This window comes from Halarcobacter ebronensis, assembly GCF_013201825.1.
Lineage (GTDB): Bacteria > Campylobacterota > Campylobacteria > Campylobacterales > Arcobacteraceae > Halarcobacter > Halarcobacter ebronensis.
This window is the reverse complement of the sequence record NZ_CP053836.1, coordinates 845,351-864,171: the sequence shown is the minus strand read 5'-3', so window position 1 is coordinate 864,171 and position 18,821 is coordinate 845,351. Positions and strand designations below refer to the sequence as shown.

General features: G+C 30.1%; 20 protein-coding genes. 12 read left to right on the top strand and 8 right to left on the bottom strand.

What is annotated here, in order from left to right; translation table 11 throughout:
• Positions 1–4: 4 nt before the first annotated feature.
• The 4 genes from AEBR_RS04260 to AEBR_RS04245 form a co-directional block, all read right to left on the bottom strand.
• Complete coding sequence (locus AEBR_RS04260) at positions 5–190, bottom strand: hypothetical protein (RefSeq protein ID WP_128981718.1); 186 nt, start codon at positions 188–190, stop codon at positions 5–7.
• A gap of 96 nt (positions 191–286) precedes the next feature.
• Positions 287–1,858, bottom strand: coding sequence for a methyl-accepting chemotaxis protein (locus AEBR_RS04255; protein ID WP_129087551.1), 1,572 nt, complete (start codon positions 1,856–1,858; stop codon positions 287–289).
• A gap of 134 nt (positions 1,859–1,992) precedes the next feature.
• Positions 1,993–2,973, bottom strand: a complete 981-nt coding sequence (locus AEBR_RS04250; protein ID WP_129087550.1) for an iron-sulfur cluster assembly scaffold protein — start codon at positions 2,971–2,973, stop codon at positions 1,993–1,995.
• 23 nt (positions 2,974–2,996) lie between these two features.
• The gene (locus tag AEBR_RS04245) at positions 2,997–4,193 is read right to left on the bottom strand and encodes a NifS family cysteine desulfurase (protein ID WP_129087549.1); all 1,197 of its coding nucleotides are present in this window, start codon (positions 4,191–4,193) and stop codon (positions 2,997–2,999) included.
• A 306-nt stretch (positions 4,194–4,499) separates the two neighbouring features.
• Between AEBR_RS04245 and sufB the strand changes: the two genes are divergently transcribed.
• The 7 genes from sufB (at position 4,500) to AEBR_RS04210 (ending at position 10,753) form a co-directional block, all read left to right on the top strand.
• On the top strand, positions 4,500–5,936 hold the full coding sequence (gene sufB, locus AEBR_RS04240) for a Fe-S cluster assembly protein SufB (RefSeq protein WP_129087548.1): 1,437 nt from the start codon (positions 4,500–4,502) through the stop codon (positions 5,934–5,936).
• 170 nt (positions 5,937–6,106) lie between these two features.
• The gene (gene sufC / locus AEBR_RS04235) at positions 6,107–6,862 is read left to right on the top strand and encodes a Fe-S cluster assembly ATPase SufC (RefSeq protein ID WP_129087547.1); all 756 of its coding nucleotides are present in this window, start codon (positions 6,107–6,109) and stop codon (positions 6,860–6,862) included.
• The gene (locus AEBR_RS04230; RefSeq protein WP_129087546.1) at positions 6,843–7,679 is read left to right on the top strand and encodes a SufB/SufD family protein; all 837 of its coding nucleotides are present in this window, start codon (positions 6,843–6,845) and stop codon (positions 7,677–7,679) included. Before sufC ends, AEBR_RS04230 begins: the two co-directional genes overlap by 20 nt.
• Positions 7,672–8,853 (top strand): aminotransferase class V-fold PLP-dependent enzyme, encoded by a 1,182-nt coding sequence (locus AEBR_RS04225; protein ID WP_129087545.1) that lies wholly within the window; start codon positions 7,672–7,674, stop codon positions 8,851–8,853. Before AEBR_RS04230 ends, AEBR_RS04225 begins: the two co-directional genes overlap by 8 nt.
• Before the next feature lie 9 nt (positions 8,854–8,862).
• The gene (locus AEBR_RS04220) at positions 8,863–9,270 is read left to right on the top strand and encodes a SufE family protein (RefSeq protein WP_129087544.1); all 408 of its coding nucleotides are present in this window, start codon (positions 8,863–8,865) and stop codon (positions 9,268–9,270) included.
• A 1-nt stretch (position 9,271) separates the two neighbouring features.
• Positions 9,272–9,604, top strand: a complete 333-nt coding sequence (locus AEBR_RS04215; RefSeq protein ID WP_129087543.1) for a metal-sulfur cluster assembly factor — start codon at positions 9,272–9,274, stop codon at positions 9,602–9,604.
• Positions 9,605–10,753, top strand: coding sequence for an MFS transporter (locus AEBR_RS04210; protein WP_228712184.1), 1,149 nt, complete (start codon positions 9,605–9,607; stop codon positions 10,751–10,753).
• A gap of 15 nt (positions 10,754–10,768) precedes the next feature.
• Here the strand turns inward: AEBR_RS04210 and AEBR_RS04205 are convergent, their stop codons facing one another.
• On the bottom strand, positions 10,769–12,094 hold the full coding sequence (locus tag AEBR_RS04205; protein WP_129087542.1) for a Na+/H+ antiporter family protein: 1,326 nt from the start codon (positions 12,092–12,094) through the stop codon (positions 10,769–10,771).
• Positions 12,095–12,203: 109 nt separating this feature from the next.
• On the bottom strand, positions 12,204–12,626 hold the full coding sequence (locus AEBR_RS04200) for a secondary thiamine-phosphate synthase enzyme YjbQ (RefSeq protein ID WP_129087541.1): 423 nt from the start codon (positions 12,624–12,626) through the stop codon (positions 12,204–12,206).
• A 47-nt stretch (positions 12,627–12,673) separates the two neighbouring features.
• Here AEBR_RS04200 and AEBR_RS04195 point away from each other — a divergent pair, with 47 nt between their 5' ends.
• Both AEBR_RS04195 and AEBR_RS04190 read left to right on the top strand, forming a co-directional pair.
• Positions 12,674–12,985, top strand: a complete 312-nt coding sequence (locus AEBR_RS04195) for a hypothetical protein (protein ID WP_129087540.1) — start codon at positions 12,674–12,676, stop codon at positions 12,983–12,985.
• 8 nt (positions 12,986–12,993) lie between these two features.
• Positions 12,994–13,146 carry a hypothetical protein gene (locus AEBR_RS04190; protein WP_172658849.1) on the top strand — a complete coding sequence of 51 codons (153 nt, stop codon included), beginning with the start codon at positions 12,994–12,996 and terminating at the stop codon, positions 13,144–13,146.
• Here AEBR_RS04190 and AEBR_RS04185 read toward each other — a convergent pair.
• A complete protein-coding gene (locus AEBR_RS04185; RefSeq protein ID WP_128981692.1) occupies positions 13,143–13,370 on the bottom strand; it encodes a DUF2798 domain-containing protein in 228 nt (75 codons plus the stop codon). The two genes, AEBR_RS04190 and AEBR_RS04185, sit on opposite strands and share 4 nt — an antisense overlap.
• Positions 13,367–14,218 carry a patatin-like phospholipase family protein gene (locus tag AEBR_RS04180; protein WP_129087539.1) on the bottom strand — a complete coding sequence of 284 codons (852 nt, stop codon included), beginning with the start codon at positions 14,216–14,218 and terminating at the stop codon, positions 13,367–13,369. The genes AEBR_RS04185 and AEBR_RS04180 overlap by 4 nt, the downstream gene beginning before the upstream one ends.
• 146 nt (positions 14,219–14,364) lie before the next feature.
• Here AEBR_RS04180 and mnmL point away from each other — a divergent pair, with 146 nt between their 5' ends.
• From mnmL to AEBR_RS04165, 3 genes are all read left to right on the top strand, one after another.
• Positions 14,365–16,029, top strand: coding sequence for a tRNA modification radical SAM protein MnmL/YtqA (gene mnmL / locus AEBR_RS04175; RefSeq protein ID WP_129087538.1), 1,665 nt, complete (start codon positions 14,365–14,367; stop codon positions 16,027–16,029).
• A gap of 69 nt (positions 16,030–16,098) precedes the next feature.
• Complete coding sequence (locus tag AEBR_RS04170; RefSeq protein WP_129087537.1) at positions 16,099–17,250, top strand: trans-sulfuration enzyme family protein; 1,152 nt, start codon at positions 16,099–16,101, stop codon at positions 17,248–17,250.
• Entirely contained in the window at positions 17,251–18,741 is a 1,491-nt protein-coding gene (locus AEBR_RS04165; protein ID WP_129087536.1) for a PLP-dependent transferase, read from the top strand.
• Positions 18,742–18,821 lie beyond the last annotated feature (80 nt).

Genomic DNA, 18,821 nt, shown 5'->3' with positions numbered 1-18,821 from the left:
GAAATCACTTCTCATTTTCAATTTTTTTAATTGTCTCTTTTATAATATTAAAGATCTTTTTTCTAGCTTCTGGTTCATCATTTTCAGGGACATCCCAACCAACAATACTCATATATTTTTCAATTAAACCTTCCACATCCTCTACAATATCATCATGTAGTTGTTCTAACTCTTTATCTTGTGCTGTCATAATATCTCCTTTAAATAAAATAAATTATAACATAATAAAAAAAGGCCTATGTTAAATATAGACCCTCTTTTAACCACAATTAAAAATTCTTAAATACTAAAAACTTTCCCACTCACTATCATCTGATACTTTTGGTTTAATTTTATTATTTTCTACTTTTAGCTTTTGATTTGGTTTACTCTTTTTTTGTATAGATGAACTAGCTATTAAATTCTTTTTCCCAAAATTTTTTGCTTTTACACTATCTTTACCTATAAACTCTTTTTCATTTGCACTTGATACAATCAATTTTGCTATTTCATCTGTTTGAACTGCTACATCATGGGTTTGATTAGCTATTGAAGCATTTTGTTGAGTTTGTTGATCTAAACTATTTATAGCATCATTTATCTGTTCAATTCCAGTTAATTGTTCTTTTGAAGCTGCCTCTATATCAGAAATCAACTCTATAGTTTTTGAGATATTAAGACTTAATTCATTATAACCTTCAATCATCTTATCTGAAATTGATTTACCATTATTTGCTTTGCTAGTTGCATTTTCAACAAGATTTTTAATCTCTTTAGCAGCTTCAGCAGATCTATTTGCAAGGTTTCTTACCTCTTGGGCAACAACGGCAAAACCTTTTCCTGCCTCACCTGCAGTTGCTGCTTCAACAGCAGCATTAAGAGAAAGGATATTTGTTTGAAATGCAATTTGGTCAATAACAGTAATTGCTTCATTTATAGAGTTTACTTCCACATCTATCTCATTCATTGCTTCTGTAGTCTCATGGGCCAATTTTTTACCCTCATTTACAGAATTTGTTACTTGATTTGCAAACTGAGACATTTTCACAACATTTTGAGTATTAGATGAGATATTACCTGTAATCTCTTCCAAAGCTGCTGCTGTCTCCTCTAAAGAGGCTGCTGCTTCATTTGAATTTTTATTTAAAATATCCACATTTGTAAGTAATATATTTGAACTTTCATCAAGGGTTAAACCATTTTGTTTATTTTCCACTAACATTTCATTAATAATATTTGCAAAATTATTTAAACCTATTGCTGTTTCCCCTAAATCGTCCCCTGTTAATCTATGTGTAAAATCTAGTTTTTGAAAAGATGATAAGATATTTGATATTCTATTTAAATCACTATCAATTTTTGAAGATACTATTTCAAATAGTTCATTTATACCATTTTTAAGTTCTTCAATATTTTCATTTTTAGTAGATTCAACAATTTTTTGTTTCATAAAACCAGTTTTCGCTAATTCAATAGATTTTTTTACATTATCTATAACTTTTTTTGCATCAGTTATATCTTGTGCAAATTTAACAACTCTAATTACTCTACCTCTATTGTCCTTTACAGGAGTATATGAAGCCTGAATCCAAATAGAACTGCCATCTTTTCTAATCCTCTCAAACTCGTTTATTTGCGATTTTCCGTTTGCTAAATCTTTCCAAAAAGTTTCATAAGCTGATGTATTTGTATATGATTTTTCACAAAACATTCTATGGTGTTTACCTACAACTTCATTTAGATTGTAACCCAATGCATTTAGAAAATTACTATTTGCATGTATTATTGTACCTTCTGGTTTAAATGAAATTATCGCATAATTTTCTTCCATTGCGATCAGTCTTGCAGATTCCTCTTCACTTTTCCCTAAATTAAACATAAATACTCCCCTCTATTAAAAATTTTTATTATTATTTTAGGTTAATTTTAATGATTTATAATTAAAGTAAGTTGAAGAGAATGCCCCTATTTTGGTATCTACAGGGGCATTTTAATAATATATGAAGAGATAAGTTATATAGGTAAAACTCTAATGTTTTCATCTACTCTTTGTTTAAGTACTGATTCAATGGCATATAGCGTTCCCGTATCTCCAGAAGCACAACCTGAACAAGCACCTAAATATCTAATATAAATATCATAGTGTGGAATATTCTCTTTTATATCAATAATTTCCATATTCCCACCATCCATCATAAGCATTGGTCTAATATCTGAATCTAAAATACTATCAATTAGTTTTATTCTTTGTACAATTGTCATTTTATCAAATGAAGATTCTCCAGAAGCACTTGCATCAGCAGCAGTTTTCATTCTATCATGGTCCATCTCTTTTCTTGTATTTTCTAAAATATCTACAAGATACATCTCTTTTTCTTCATGTCCACCTGGTTTTATACACGATTTACAAAAAGCCCCTGCTTTTGTATAATCTGTAATCTCTTCAACAGTTTTAAGGTCATTTATTTTAATAACCTCTTGCAGTGTTGCTAAAGATACCCTTGCACACTCACATACAATGAACTCTTCCTCAAAAGATTCCATATCTACACCTTTATATGTAGCTGCTGCTTTTTTGATAACATCATAAGCCATTACAGAACAGTGCATTTTTTGAGGAGGAACAGCAGGAACATCTGGATGATCTCTTAAAGCTTTTTCAACATCAATATTTGTAATTTTTACAGCTTCATCAACACTTTTACCAATACAAAGTTCTGCCATTGCATCTGATGAAGCAATAGCTGTACCACAACCAAAAGATTTAAATCTTGAATCTAAGATTTTATCTGTTCCCTCTTCTACGCACCAGTAAAGTCTAACTGCATCTCCACAAGACTCTGCTCCAAAGTCAGCAACGATAAGTTTTCCACCCATCTCTTTTGCTTGCTCTTCTGTAATCTCACCTTGATATACTGGATTGTCCATTCTTCTTATAACTTGATTTGAATATTCATCCCAAATTGAACCTGTAATTAAATCATTTTTTGCCATTATTAATTTCCTTCCTCTATTTTTTACAATTGTGACACGTGATTTTTTGGTGTATATGCATATGAACTTGAAATATTTCTCAATCTAGTAACTGCATTTTTAATAATTTCAATTGCATAATCAATCTCTTCTTCAGTATTAAATCTACTTAAACTAAATCTAACACCAGTATGAGCCAACTCACTATCACTTCCAAAAGCATTCATTACAGGATTTGCCTCTAAATCTTCTGAAGCACATGCACTTCCTGTAGAAGCACCTATTGTTTTTTGGTTTAAATCCCAAAGCATAGATTCTCCCTCTACACCTCTAATTGAGATAAGAGTAGTATTTGGTGTTCTATTCTCTTTACCACCAATTACAATTGTATCAGGTATCTCTAAAATCGCATTTTCTAACTTATCTCTTAATTTTCTTACATGATTATCTTCATAAGCTAATGCCATTTTTGAAGTTGCCAATTTCATTGCAACTCCCATTCCTACCATAGAAGCCACATCAACTGTTCCAGCTCTGTGACCACCCATTTGCTCACCACCATGAAGTAAAGGAGTTAGCTCAAAACCTTTTTTAACATATAAAGCTCCAACCCCTTTTGGTCCATGAAATTTATGAGCAGAGAGAGATAAATAAGTTACATTAGTTGCTTGAACATCAACTGGAACTTTTCCAATTGCTTGAGTTGCATCAGTGTGAAAAGGAACCCCAGCCTCTTTACAGATTTCTCCAATCTCTTTTATAGGAAAAAGTTTTCCAGTCTCATTATTTGCCCACATAATTGATACTAATGCTGTATCTTCTCTAATATAATCTTTTACTTGTTGTGCATCTAAAGTACCCTCTTCATTAACACTTAAATAAGTTACACTTACTCCTTGAGACTCTAAAAATCTACAAGTTGCAGTGATTGCAGGGTGTTCTACTTCTGATGTAATAATATGATTTTTATTTCCATTTAATATTTTATCAATCCAAATACCTTTTAAAACAGTATTATTACTCTCAGTAGCATTTGCAGTTATAATAATATCATCTTCATCAGCTGCGTTTATACCCTCATATAAATAATTTAAAGCCTCAACCATTTTTGGATGGGTTCCTGCTCCAAATTTATGAAGAGAGTTTGGGTTACCATATATGTGGCAAAAGAAAGGTTCCATTGCTTTAAAAACTTCTGGATCTACCTTTGTTGTTGCATTGTTATCTAAATATACTTCCATACATATTCCTATTTCTCATTCTTTAGCAAACTTAATGCAAGAAGCGTTCCACAAAAATTTGCCATTTTTAATTAAAATTTCGAAATTATATTTTAAATAGGATAAAAATAGTCTTAATTAAATTGATTAGCTATTTTATTCTATTACAAAACTAATTTTTTTCATTTTTTTAAAATTATATATTATTACAACAATTCTTAATCTTTTGAATTTAGACTAATTATTTAATTGTATTTTAATGAACATATGTTACATTACATTTATGAAATAGGACAATTTATATCCTATTTATAAAAGGGGTTTAAAATGAGTGATAATAAACAGATAAAAGAGATTTTAAACAGAGACTATAAATTGGGCTTTGAAACCCTTATTGAGAGTGATACTTTCCCTAAGGGACTAAATGAAGATGTTATAAAAGCTATATCAAAAAAGAAAGATGAACCACAATGGCTTCTTGAATTTAGATTAAGTGCTTATAGCAAATGGTTAAAAATGGAAGAACCAAACTGGGCAAATCTAAAATATCCAAAAATAGATTACCAAGACATCTCATACTTTTCAGCTCCTAAAAAAAAGCTTGATTCTTTAGAAGAAGTTGATCCAGAGATTTTAAAAACTTATGAAAAACTTGGAATTCCTTTAGAGGAACAAAAAGTTTTAGCAGGTGTTGCAGTTGATGCTGTGTTTGACTCAGTGTCGGTAAAAACAACTTTTCAAAGTGAGCTTGAAAAACTCGGAATTATATTTTGCTCAATCTCAGAAGTTGCACATAAACATCCTGAGCTTTTAAAAAAATATCTAGCGTCAGTTGTTGGAAAAGCTGACAACTATTTTGCTGCGCTAAATAGTGCAGTTTTCACTGATGGAAGTTTTGTATATATTCCACCAAATACTAGATGTCCAATGGAATTATCAACTTACTTTAGGATAAATGCTTTAAATACAGGACAATTTGAGAGAACTTTAATAATCTGTGATGAAGGCTCTTATGTCTCTTATAATGAAGGGTGTTCAGCACCAAGTAGAGATGAAAGACAACTTCATGCAGCGGTTGTAGAACTAATTGCTTTGGATAATGCACAAATTAAATACTCAACTATACAAAACTGGTATCCAGGAGATCAAGATGGAAAAGGTGGTATTTTAAATTTTGTTACAAAAAGAGGAATTTGCAAAGGGGAAAACTCAAAAATTTCTTGGACTCAAGTTGAAACGGGTTCAGCAATTACTTGGAAATACCCTTCATGTATTTTAAAAGGGAAAAACTCTGTTGGAGAGTTTTATTCTGTGGCAATTTCAAGCCATGCCCAACAAGCTGACACAGGTACTAAAATGATACATATAGGAGAGAATACAAAATCTACTATTATCTCAAAAGGTATCTCAGCTATGAAAGGTGTTAATGCATATAGAGGTCTAGTTAGAGTTGGTAAAAATGCTAAAAATGCAAGAAATATCTCTGAGTGTGATTCTCTTTTAATTGGTAATAGGTGTAAAGCTCATACTTTTCCATACCATGAGATAAAAAATAGCAGTGCAAAAATAGAGCATGAAGCAACAACTTCAAAGATTTCCGATGAACAACTGTTTTATTTAAATCAAAGGGGAATTGATGAAGAGGATGCCATTGCCATGATTGTAAATGGTTTTTGTAAAGAGGTTTTAAAAGAGCTTCCTATGGAGTTTGCAGCAGAAGCTAAAGAGTTACTTAGTATCTCTTTAGAGGGAAGCGTAGGATAAAAACTCAGATAAGAACAAAAAAACGTTAAGAGACAACTCGTTGTCTCCTTTAGAGTTTCTCGAAGAGAGTGTAAACACAGGCTTCTTTAGGTGTGGCTTAGCCATACCGTTAAAAGAAGTCATAAATAAAAAGGTCCCTTAAAATTGGGGACTAATTTTAAGGATATTTTATGTTAAATATTAAAAATTTAAAAGTAAATATAGATGATAAAGAGATTTTAAAAGGTTTAGATTTAGAGATAAAAAAAGGTGAAGTGCATGTTCTAATGGGACAAAATGGTGCAGGAAAATCAACTTTGGTTAAAACTCTAAGTGATCATTATGATTGTAAAGTAACCCAAGGGGAACTACAATATAAAGATAAAAACCTTTTAGATTTAAGTGTTAGTGACAGGGCAAATGAAGGTATTTTTATGAGTTTTCAAAATCCTGTTGAAATTCCAGGGGTAAATAATAGCTACTTTCTAAAAACAGCACTTAATGAAAAAAGAAAATATAATAGTGAAAAAGAGCTTGATGCCATAGAGTTTTTAAAACTAACAAAAGAGGAGTTAGGAAAGTTTGGAATTGATAAAAAGCTTCTTCAAAGGGATTTAAATGATGGATTTAGTGGAGGAGAAAAAAAGAGAAATGAACTTATTCAACTTCTTTTATTAAAACCTGATTTAATTCTTTTAGATGAGATTGACTCTGGACTTGATGTGGATGCAATTAAAACTGTTGCAAATGTTATAAACAATCTTCTTGATGGGAATAGATCAGTATTGATGATAACTCACTATGATAAACTAATGTCATATATTAAACCAGATTTTGTACATATTATGCAAGATGGTAAAATTGTAAAAACAGGAGATTACAATCTTGCACTTGAAATTGATAGTAAAGGTTATGAGGGAATAGGAAATGAGACTAATAAATCTTAAAAATGAAGAACTTTTAATTGATGAACCAACAACAGAACCTATTAAAATTATCTATTATCCTAAAAAAGAGAAAAAAAATAGACTGAAAATAAGAATAAAAGAGAATGTTTCTGCTTCAATAGTTGAAGTTTTTGCAGGAAATGATTTAATAGTTGAGTTTGATAGGGAGTTTATTGTTGAAACAGGAGCTAAATTAGAGTATCTAAAATTCCAAAATGTAGGGGAAAACTCTATTCTTGATATGAACTATAGTATTAATTTAAAAGAAGATGCTAAACTGAATATGACAAATTTAGAGTTAGGTTTTGGTTCAAATAAAAGTAACTACACTATAGATTTGAATGAAAAAGGCTCAATATTAAATATTAATGGGTTAGTCAAACTTTCACAAGATACTGACTCAAAATCAATTTTTAGAACTGTTCATAATGGTTCAAATTGTATTAGTAATATTGCCTATAAACACATTTTAGATGATAGTTCAAAGGCTACTTTTGATGCTTTAAGTGAAGTTAATGAATCTGCTCTTTATTCAAAAGTATTTCAAAGCTCAAATACAATCTTATTAAGTGATGATGCAGCAATATTTGCCCAACCTCATCTTCTAATAAATATTGATGAATTAGAGGCTAGTCATGGGGCAACAACAGGAAGTTTAGACAAAGATCAACTTCTATATCTTCAATCAAGGGGAATAGAAGAGAGAAAAGCAAAAGAGATGCTTTTAAAAGCTTTTGAGAATGAAATATACAGTAAGATAGAGGACTCAAAAATAGTTGACTTTTTAGAAACTCTTAAAGGAGATAACAATGTTTAAAAGAGATTTTCCCTATTTTGCAAACTCTAAAACAGTATATCTAGACAATGCAGCAACAACACAAAAGCCAAAAAATGTAATAGATTCTCAAATTGAGTATTATGAAAAATATTGCGCAAACACCCATAGAAGTAGTTATGGTGATGCAAATATGGCAACTAGAAAATATGAAAATAGTAGAGAACTTTTAAAAGAGTTTATAAATGCAAAAAAGAGTGAAGAGATAATCTTTACCAAGGGAGTGACTGAAGCAATCAATATGATTGCTGATACTTTTACAAGGGATTATAAGAGTGTCATTATCTCTTCATTGGAGCACCATTCAAATATCGTTCCGTGGCATATGCAAGGAAGAGACTTAACCAATGGTTTAAAAGTTGTAGGGTGTGATAATAACCTAAACTTCGACTTTGAAGAGTATGAAAATATTTTGAAAAAAAATCCAAACTCTTTTGTTAGTGTTACTCATATCTCAAATGCTTTTGGAAAAATTCATGATATTAAAAGAGTTTGCGACTTAGCTCACAAATATGAAAGTGTTGTTTTAGTTGATGGTGCACAATCTTTGGCTCATGCAAAAATTGATGTGCAAAAACTTGATGTTGATTTTTTAGCTCTATCTTCACACAAGACCTTTGGACCAACAGGAGTTGGTGCACTTTATGTAAAAGAGAAACATTTAGAAAATATGAAACCATATCAAACAGGTGGAGCAACAATTAATGAAGTAGATTTTAATAGTTCTACACTTTTGAATTCCCCTTACAAATTTGAAGCAGGAACTCAAAATATTGCTGGTGTTATTGGTTTTGGTGAAGCTTTAAAATATATAAACCGTATTGGTTATGAAAATATTAAAACTGTTGAAAAAGATGTATACAACTACTTAAATAGTGAACTTGAAAAGATTCCAAATATCATTTTTTATAATGATACAAAAGATTGTATAGGAAGTAGAAGTTTTAATATTAAAAATATTTCCCATGATGATATAGGAATTTTGCTTGATAAAATGGGAATAGCTGTAAGAGTTGGACACCATTGTGCACAACCTATTATGAAAAAATTGGGTATAAAAGGAACTATTAGAGTATCAACATCTTTTTATAATGATTATGAAGATGTAAATAGATTAATAAAAGCACTGAAAAAAGCTTTGGATATGCTAAGTTAAGGAGAGTTTGTGACAATAGAAGAGAAAATAGCAAAGATAAAAGAGGATCTGGATTTTTTTGAGGACGAACTACAAAAATATGAATATATTATTGATTTAGGTAAAAAATTAGATTCTTTAGAGGATGAGTACAAAACTCCTGAAAATATTGTGCATGGTTGTACTTCTCAAGTTTGGTTAATAAGTGAAGAAAAAGAGGGGAATCTTTACTTCAAAGGAACTTCTGATGCAATTATTGTAAAAGGGCTTATCTATATAATTTTAGAGATTTTTTCAGGGGAAAAAATTGAGACACTAAAAAGTGTAAATATGGATATTGTTTATGAGTTAGGTTTATCTGAAGTTATAACTCCAAATAGACAAAGTGGTGTTATAGGGATGATAAAAAAGATTAAAGAGTTGGCACAAAAGGCTTAAAATGAAAAATGAAGAGTTAAAAGAGAAAGTAATTGAAAAGTTAAAAAGCGTATATGATCCAGAGATACCTGTAAATATTTATGATTTAGGATTAGTTTATTCTATTGAATTTGAAGTAAAAAATAATTATACTTACTGCACAGTAGAAATGACTCTAACTTCCCCTTCATGTCCAGTTAGTGATAGCTTAGTTGAACAAGTAAAATACTACACACAAAGTGTTGATGAAATAGATGAAGCTTATGTTCATTTGGTTTTTGAACCTATGTGGCAACCATCTATGATGAGTGAAGAGGCAAGAGAGATTATGTCTGTGTCAGGAGCGGCTATTTAGTTGAGTAGAAGAGACAAACTTTTTATTATTGTTTATACAATTACAATTTTGTTATCTGTAATGTATGCAACCCAACCTTTGCAACCACTTTTAGCAAAAGAGTTTGATATTTCAATGACAAAAGCCTCTTCATTTACAGCTGTGATTATGCTATTTTTAGCAATCTCTCCTATTATATATGGATATATTTTAGAGTCAGTAAAAACAAAAACTGTTTTAAAAATAGCCCTTATAATTCTTCTTATAACCAACTTCTGTCTCTCTTTATCAAATAGTTATGAGATGTTTTTAACTATTAGAACAATTGAAGCAATAATAATTCCTGCAATATTAACAGGAGCAATGACAGTTTTAGCAAAAGATAAAGAGAATACAAAACTAAATATGTCTATTTATGTGGCTGCAACAGTATTTGGAGGAATGATTGGTAGGGTTTTCTCTGGTTTTATTGCAGAAGAGTTTGGTTGGAGAGTTGTGTTTGTATCCCTTTCCCTTGCTTTAGTTGTGGCATTTTATTTTATAAATAAAATTGAGTTTAAAGGTGATGCAGACTTAATGAAACCAAACTTTAAAGACATATCAGATATCTTAAAAGATAGACGATTTAGCACCATCTATGCACTTATGTTTATAGTTTTTTTTGTTTTTGCAGGACTTTTAAATATTCTGCCTTTTAGAATAAAAGAGCTTTTGCCAGATACAAGTGAAACAAAAATAGGACTTCTGTATTTAGGATATGGTATGGGGATTTTGATTTCACTAACTATTCATAAAATAATTAAATTTTTTAAAAAAGAGATTCCAACAATTTTTGCAGGACTTTTTGTTTTTGTTCTTGCAACTCTGCTTTTTTTAAATGAAAATGGAACAATACTATTTTTAAGTGTATTTGTATTTTGTGTTGGAATGTTTACTATTCATACGGTTTCAACAAGAGTTGCAAACTCCCTAAAAGTTTCACAAAGAGGATTAACCTCAGGGATGTATCTTAGTTTTTACTATATTGGAGGTGCAGTTGGTTCAATAATTCCTTCAATAATCTATAGCACTTTTGGTTGGGATACAACTATTTTTATGTTTATTTTCTTACTTCTGCTTATCTGCATTTTTATATTTTTTAGTAGAGGGTTATTTAAAGATTACAACTAAAAGAGAAAAACTCTTTTAGAAGATATAAACTGCGGCAAACCAGCCAAAAAGTATTAGTGGAATATTGTAGTGTAAAAATGTAGGTACAACTGTATCCCAAATGTGATCATGTTGCCCATCAACATTTAGTCCAGATGTTGGACCTAATGTACTATCAGAAGCTGGGCTTCCAGCATCTCCTAGAGCTGCAGCTGTTCCAACGATACAAATAATTGCCATTGGTGAAAAATTTAGTTGCAAACAAAGAGGCACATATATTGTAGCAATAATTGGAATAGTTGAAAAAGATGAACCAATTCCCATTGTGATAAATAGCCCAACAACTAACATTAGTAAAACTGCTAGTGATCCATTATCTCCAATAATTTCAACAACAGAGTTAACCAAAGTTTGAACAGAACCAGTACTATTTATAACATTTGCAAAACCATTTGCAGCAATCATAATAAAACCAATCATTCCCATCATTTTAATACCTTTTGTAAAGAAATCTTGAGTTTGATCAGCCTTTACAACTCCAGCCAAAATAAAAATTAGAAAACCAGCAAGTGAACCTAAAATAATAGAATCTGTGTAGAGTTGCAATCCAAGAGCAGTTAACACAGAGAGTGCAGCAATAAAAATAAAAAATGAGTTTATCTCTTTTTTCTTTGTTTCTAACTCTAAAATCTTTTTAAAATCATAGTGTCTTTTTTTTCTATAGGTAAAAAATATGGCAATTAAAAGTCCCAAAAACATCCCTAAAACTGGAATTGCCATAGCAATTGGAAGTTGTTCTGAACTAGCCTTTACTCCATTTTCCACTAAATTTTTCAATAAAATTTCATTTAAAAATATTCCACCAAAACCAACTGGTAAAAACATATATGTAGCAACAAGTCCAAAAGTAATAACACAGGCAACAGCCCTTCTATCTAGCTCCAACTTTGCCATTGAGTGAAGAAGTGGAGGGATTAAAATAGGGATAAAAGCAATATGAACAGGAACTAAATTTTGTGAAGAGATAGCAGCTAATAAAATAAGTGTTAGAATTAAATATTTTAGATATAAAACATGAAAAGTGCTCTCTTGCATATTTACTTTTTTTATTATCATATTTGAAAGCAAATCTGTAATTCCAGATTTTGAAATGGCAACGGCAAAGGTTCCAAGCATTACATAACTTAATGCTATTGTCGCCCCATTTCCCAAGCCACCATTAAAAGCTTCCATAGTCTCATTTAGAGATAAGCCTCCTGTTAGTCCACCAATAATTGCTCCAACAATAAGAGCAATTACAATATTAACTCTAACAAGAGTTAATAAAACCATTATGCTTACTGCAATAATTACAGAATTCAATATTATTCCTTTAAAAAATTATTTATAAATTGTAGATTAATTGTATTTTAATTTTTAATTAATTGTGAAAGTTTATAGAAATTGGTATGAAAAAGCTATTAAAGAGTTTTTATTCACCAATTATAGTTGCAACAATAGTTCTTGCTCCACCAAAATTTCTATGTTCTCCTAAATAGATTCCTTGCCAAGTTCCAAGATTTAGTTTTCTATTCGTAATTGGGATTGTCAAAGAACAACCCAATATTGAACTTTTAATATGTGCAGGCATATCATCATCACCCTCATATGTGTGTTCAAAATAACTTTTATTTGAGACAACATCATTAAAAAAAACTTCCATATCACTTCTTACACTGCTATCGCAATTTTCATTTATACTTAGACTTGCACTTGTATGTTTTATAAAAAGATTCAAAGTTCCAATATGAAAATCTTTAATCTCATCTTCAATATTTTTCATAATATCATTAGTTATTAAGTGAAAACCGCGAGGGTGTAATTTTAATTTAAACTCTTTTTGTAACATTTTCATAATCAAATCATAGCAAAAAATAATTTATTTTACTGTACAATGATTATATGGAAAAAGAAAAGAAGATACAAAAGAAAAAAACTACCTTACATATGGTTCTTGAGCTATTATTCAAAATATTATTAGTGCTTGCTATTATAATATTTACTTTAGTAATGTATCAAAAATTTGATTTTAATACACAAGGATTTGATTTTTCTAGTACAAATAAAAGTAAAACTGAGCCTAATATGCCCTCTGAATTAAAGTGGTTTGATGATTTCAAAGGTATTGAAAATGTTCCTGATAAAAATCAAAAAGATGATTCTGACGAGCCAAAAAACTTTTTACAATACCAATCTGATAAAAATAAAAAATAGTTGATAATATGGAAATATTCTACATAGTAAGTTTTTTGCTATTGGGTATAATTACTTGTTTTATTCTCTACTCTTCACTCAAATACTTTATTACTATGTGGAAATTTAAAAATAGAAAAAAAGATGGAAGTGAAGATGATGATTTTAAATATTTTGACTAAAGCTCTTTTACAATCTTATTTGTAAGTCTATTTACAGCAGGTGCAACAAAAAAAACTATAGGGAAAGCACATACAAATGCTTTTAAAAATGCCTCTAACCACTTTAAGATAAAACCATCTATAAAACCCAGATTTATAAACGTAATCACAAAACTCATTATAAAACTCATAAAAAGTGACATGAAAAATGCAAAGACAACTCTTCTGTATCTTGGTGGTATCAATTTTTCTCCTTTTCTAAATACTCTTTTGCGACTCTTCTTCCATATTCTATTAACTCATTTGCTTTATGAAACTCATAAAACTTGCAAACTTTGCTAGAGATATTTATCATAATATCTGGAGAGTTCTCTTTTAACTGTTGTTTTGTAATAACTTCTTGCATGGTCTCTATTGAGTTACTAATTATTTCAAAGTAACTAATTTTACCTTTTTTAGATTTATTAGTGATAAATTCTGAAATTTTAAGGGCTAAAAGAGAATCTGTTTTTGTAAAAATATCGCTGTATTCCTCTTTGATTTCGCTATTATCATTTAAGTTTACTGCTATTATTAAATCACTATTTTTATCTACACATGATATTGGTAAAGGATTACAAAGTCCACCATCAAAGAGTAATCTCTTTTCAATTTTTTGTGGAGTAAAAAGTGTTGGTATTGCTATTGAAGCTCTAATTGCATCTTTTAGAGATCCACTATTTATAACAACCTCTTCCCTACTATTGATATCACTTGCAACAGCTGTAAACTTAATATCTAAATCCTCGATATTTATATCTTTTATAAACTCTTCAAGTTTTTCAAAAACCTTTTGTCCATTAATCATTCCACTCTTTTTAAAGGCAAAATCTACAAGTTTAAGAACATCAAATACATTAAACTCCAAAACCCATTTTTTATACTCTTCAAGTTTACCACTTGCATAAAGTCCACCAATTAGTGCTCCCATTGAAGAGCCTGAAACACTCACTATTTCATAGCCTCTTTTTTCTAATTCCTCAATTACTCCAATATGGGCATAACCTCTAGCCCCTCCACTTCCTAATACCAAAGATACTCTTTTTTTATCCATTTTTTAACTTTAATAATAAATTTTCATCTATTATAGCAAATTAAAATAATCTATATTTAACCTAACAAAATAGATAAGTTCTGTTCAACTTTATTACTCCTTTAATTTTTAATAGAAAAACAAATATAATTCGCAAAAGGAAAAAAATGCAAATTGCCCCCTACTTCACTTTTAAAAAATTTCTAAAAGACAAATATGGCACAACTCTACACTCAATTCCAGTTGATTTGGATTTAGGTTGCCCAAATAGAGATGAAAACAATCTAGGTGGTTGTACCTTTTGTCCCTCAAATGGAGCTAGAGCAGCTCAAACTTTAGATGCACAAAGTGTAAAAGAGCAAATAGAAAAAGCAATAGATTTTTCCCAAAAAAGATACAAGGCAAAAGAGTTTATGCTCTATATTCAAGCCTATACAGGAACTTTTACCTCTGTAATAAATCAAAAAAAAAGCTATAAAGAGCTTCTTAGTTTTTATAACTTTAAAGCTATTAGCATTGGAACAAGACCAGATTGCTTAAGTAAAAGTACCTTGGAGTATCTAAAAGAGCTAAATGAAGATATTGATGTATATGTTGATTTGGGCGTTCAAACCCTAAATGATAAAACTTTAGTAAATATCAATAGAGGACACGACTCTAAAACCTCTTTAGAGGCTATTAAAAAATTAAAAGAGTATGGTATAAAAATCTTTGCCCATATAATTGTGGGTTTTCAAGGGGAGAGTAGAGAAGATTGGCTAAATACTTTAAATGGGGCGGTAAAAGCTGGCGTTGATGGAATAAAAATACATAATCTCCATATTATAAAAAATACAGCCCTTCAAAAAGAGTATGAAAAAAAACCTTTTAAAACTTTGATGGAGTATGAATATGCAAATGAGCTGATTTTTCTAATACGTAATACTCCAAAAAATATCCCAATAATTAGAGTCTCAACAGATACTCCTACAACTGATTTAATAGCCCCTTTGTGGAATATGCAAAAGGGTGAGTTTATAGAGTATATAAATGAAGCCATGCTAAATGGCGGTTTCTTTCAAGGGGATTTCCTTGAAAAAATAGAAGTTCCAATACAAAAGCAAAATAGTTTTAATCTTGAAGATGGAAGTATTACAATTTGGGATAAAAGCTATAAAGATTACTACCATGCAAAAGCTGGAGCCTATAAAGAGGCTAAGGAGCTTTTTATAAAACAATCAAACCTAGAGCAAAGATTGGAAAAAGGAGATGTTGAACTTTTAGATATTGGTTTTGGTATGGGTTACAATACTCTTTGTGCAATGAAACTAAAAAAGAAAAATGCCCTAAATATTACAGCTTTAGATAAAAATAGAGTTATTATAAAACAGGCAGTTAGTTTAATAAAAGAAAAAGACGAAAAAGAGATTTTAGAAAAAATCTTTAAAAAGTTAGAGTATAAGGATGAAAAGAATCATCTAAAACTAATTATTGATGATGCAAGATACTCAATCACAAAATTGACAAAAAAATATGATATAGTTTTTTTAGATAGTTTTTTACCAAATTTAAACCCTTCTCTGGTTACTTTCGAGTTTGCAAAGCTAATAAAAGAGGTTTTAAAAGATGATGGGATAGTTATTACTTCCCAGAATAACCCAATGGTAAGAAATGCTTTTAGTAAAGCTATGTTTTCTTTAAAAGAGTTTGAGATAGAAAGAAGCGATATAAAAGGCTTAGTTTTAACGCTTGGAGAAAAGAATAACTCTAAAGATTGGGGGCAATACTACGAAGATCCACATCTTATATTCAGAGAAAAACAGATAGTTACAAATGCCGAACAAAAAGCATAGGGAAGATATATAAGTTTGTCTAATTAAACTTATTGTAAAATATTATATATTAGATATGCAGGGATTATTATGTACAAAAATATTGAGACAGTTTTAAGTCATATGACTAAATTTGCACCCTTTGAGGATAGTGCAGGAGCTTCACACTTTCCAATTTATAACACAGGAACCTTTGATTTAAAGAAACAAAAAGGTGAAAAAATATATGACTATACAAGAAGTGATAACCCAACAAGGGAAGTTTTAGAAAACCTATTTGCCCATGTTGAAGGTGGAAAAGGTTGCGTGTGTACACACACAGGTATTGCTTCAGTTGCCTTACTTTTTGAGACAGTTTTAAAAGCAAACTCTCATATACTTGTAGAAGCTGATTGTTATGGGGGAACCTTTAGACTTCTAAAAGTATTTAAAGAGAAATACAATATAACAGTACATTTTGCAAACTTTTTAGATTTTGAAAAGCTTGAAGAGATTTTAAAAAACAACCCAATAGATTTGGTTCTTTGTGAATCTCCAACAAATCCTGGACTTAAAATAATTGACTTAGAAAAAGTAGCAAAAATAGTTCACAAATATGAAAGTCTATTTGCAGTTGATAACTCACTTGCAACTTTTATCTCTCAAAAGCCTTTAGATCTTGGAGCTGATTTCTCACTATTTTCAACTACAAAATATGTATCAGGACATGGAGCAGTTGTTGCAGGTGCAATAGTTGCAAAAACGCAAGAACTTTCAGAACAGATTCACTACTATGCAAATGCCCATGGAAGAAGTCAAAATCCAATGGATGTATATCTAATTTCCCTAGGTGTTCCTACTTTAAAGGTGCGAATGATAGAGCATCAAAATAGCTCCCTAGAAATTGCAAAATTTTTGGAAGAGCAAAGCTATATTACAAAAGTTACTCACCCAGGATTAAAAACTCATCCCCAATATGAATTGGCAAAAAAACAAATGAAATATATTCCAGGTGTTTTTTGTGCAGATTTTAGATCTCTTGATTTAGCTGAAAAATTTATTGAAAATACAAAAATCTTTGGGGAGAAGTGCTCTTTTGGAAGCCCTGATTCAAGAGTAGAAATCCCTGCAAAAATCTCCCACGCCTCTTTTTCTAAAGAGGAGCTTGAAGCTATTGGAATAGCGGAGGGAACAGTTAGATTCTCTATTGGTTTAGAGAATGTTGAAGATCTAATAGAAGATATAAAACAGGCTGTAATATAGATGAATGAGAGTTTTTTTAAGCCTATAGTTGCAGGAGAAACCCTGCCAATTAAAAATATCCATGCTGTTTCCGTATCTATGCCAACGCTAGATGATGTAATTGGATATGAAGAACAAGATAAAAAGACCTTAGAAGTTATAAAAAGTGGATATCCAAGATTTATTTTACATCCATATCTAAAATTACTAGCTAAATATATTAAGAAAAAGTATCAAATAAGTGATAATTATGAGGTTGTAATTCTAAGCTCAAAAAAAGCTGTTGAACTTGTAAGTGATAAATACTACATCTACAATAAAATTGATATAAATGAACCTTTTGGTGTAATTTTAGTTCAAAATGGGACTTCACAACTACAAAAAGTATTAAGTTATATTCAACACGTGGGATGTAACCTCTCTTCAAGATTAGCTGAAGATTATCTTTATAAACACAAGCTTATTGATTCACTTCATAAAGAGAAGTTAGAAGATAGTAAAAATGCCCAAACTATTGTAAAAACTACTTTGGCAAAAGCGTATAAACAGCCCTTAGAAAATATAGCTCTAACGCCCTCTGGAATGAATGCCATATATTCTGTGGTTAGAGCTCTTAATACAATCCAAACCCACAATGGAAGAGATATTTTAGTTCAATTTGGATGGCTATATTTAGATACTATGAATATAGTAAACCATCACTTCCAAAGACAAAAGGTATTTTCTGATATTGCCAACCTTGATTTGCTAGAAGATTTTTTAAAACAAGATGGGTTTAAAGTAACTGCAATTATAACTGAAATGCCAACAAATCCACTTCTAAAATGTGTTGATATAAAAAGATTAAGAGCGCTTTGTGATAAGTATAATATTCCCCTTGTAATAGATACAACTTTTGCAACTCCTTATAATCTTGATTTAACAGATTATGCAGATATTTTTGTGGAGTCTTTAACTAAATTTGCTTGTGGAAATGCAGATGTTTTAATGGGAGCTTTGATTTTAAATAAAAAAAATAGACTATCTCATATGAGTGGTGAGTTTTTTAAACACTGTGAAAAAGTATATATAAAAGATATCCAAAGATTAGCATATGAAATAAAAGATTATGAAAAAAGAGTTAAAAAAATCTCTTCAAATACCAAAGCATTAGTTGAGTATTTTAAAACTTCACCTCTAATAGACAAACTCTATTATTGCCTTGATGAAACAAACAAAGAGAACTACTCTCAAGCTATGATAGATGACAACTGCTACACTGGCATTATCTCAGTAACTTTTACAAAACCTTTTAGGGAAGTTTATGACAGACTAAACTTTGCAAAGGGTCCAAGTTTGGGTACAGAGTTTACTCTTCTTATGCCTTACACCTATTTGGCTCACTATGATTTAATCAAAACAGAAGAAGGAAAAAAGTTTTTACAAAAGATTGAACTTCCAATCGATATTTTAAGAATCTCTGTTGGAATTGAACCAATAGAAGAGATTATAAAAGAATTTAAAAAAATATAATACTAAACCTTATAATAATTTTTAAATCAAACATATGTTATAAATATCTATAAATAATTAATTTTTGTATATATTATCTA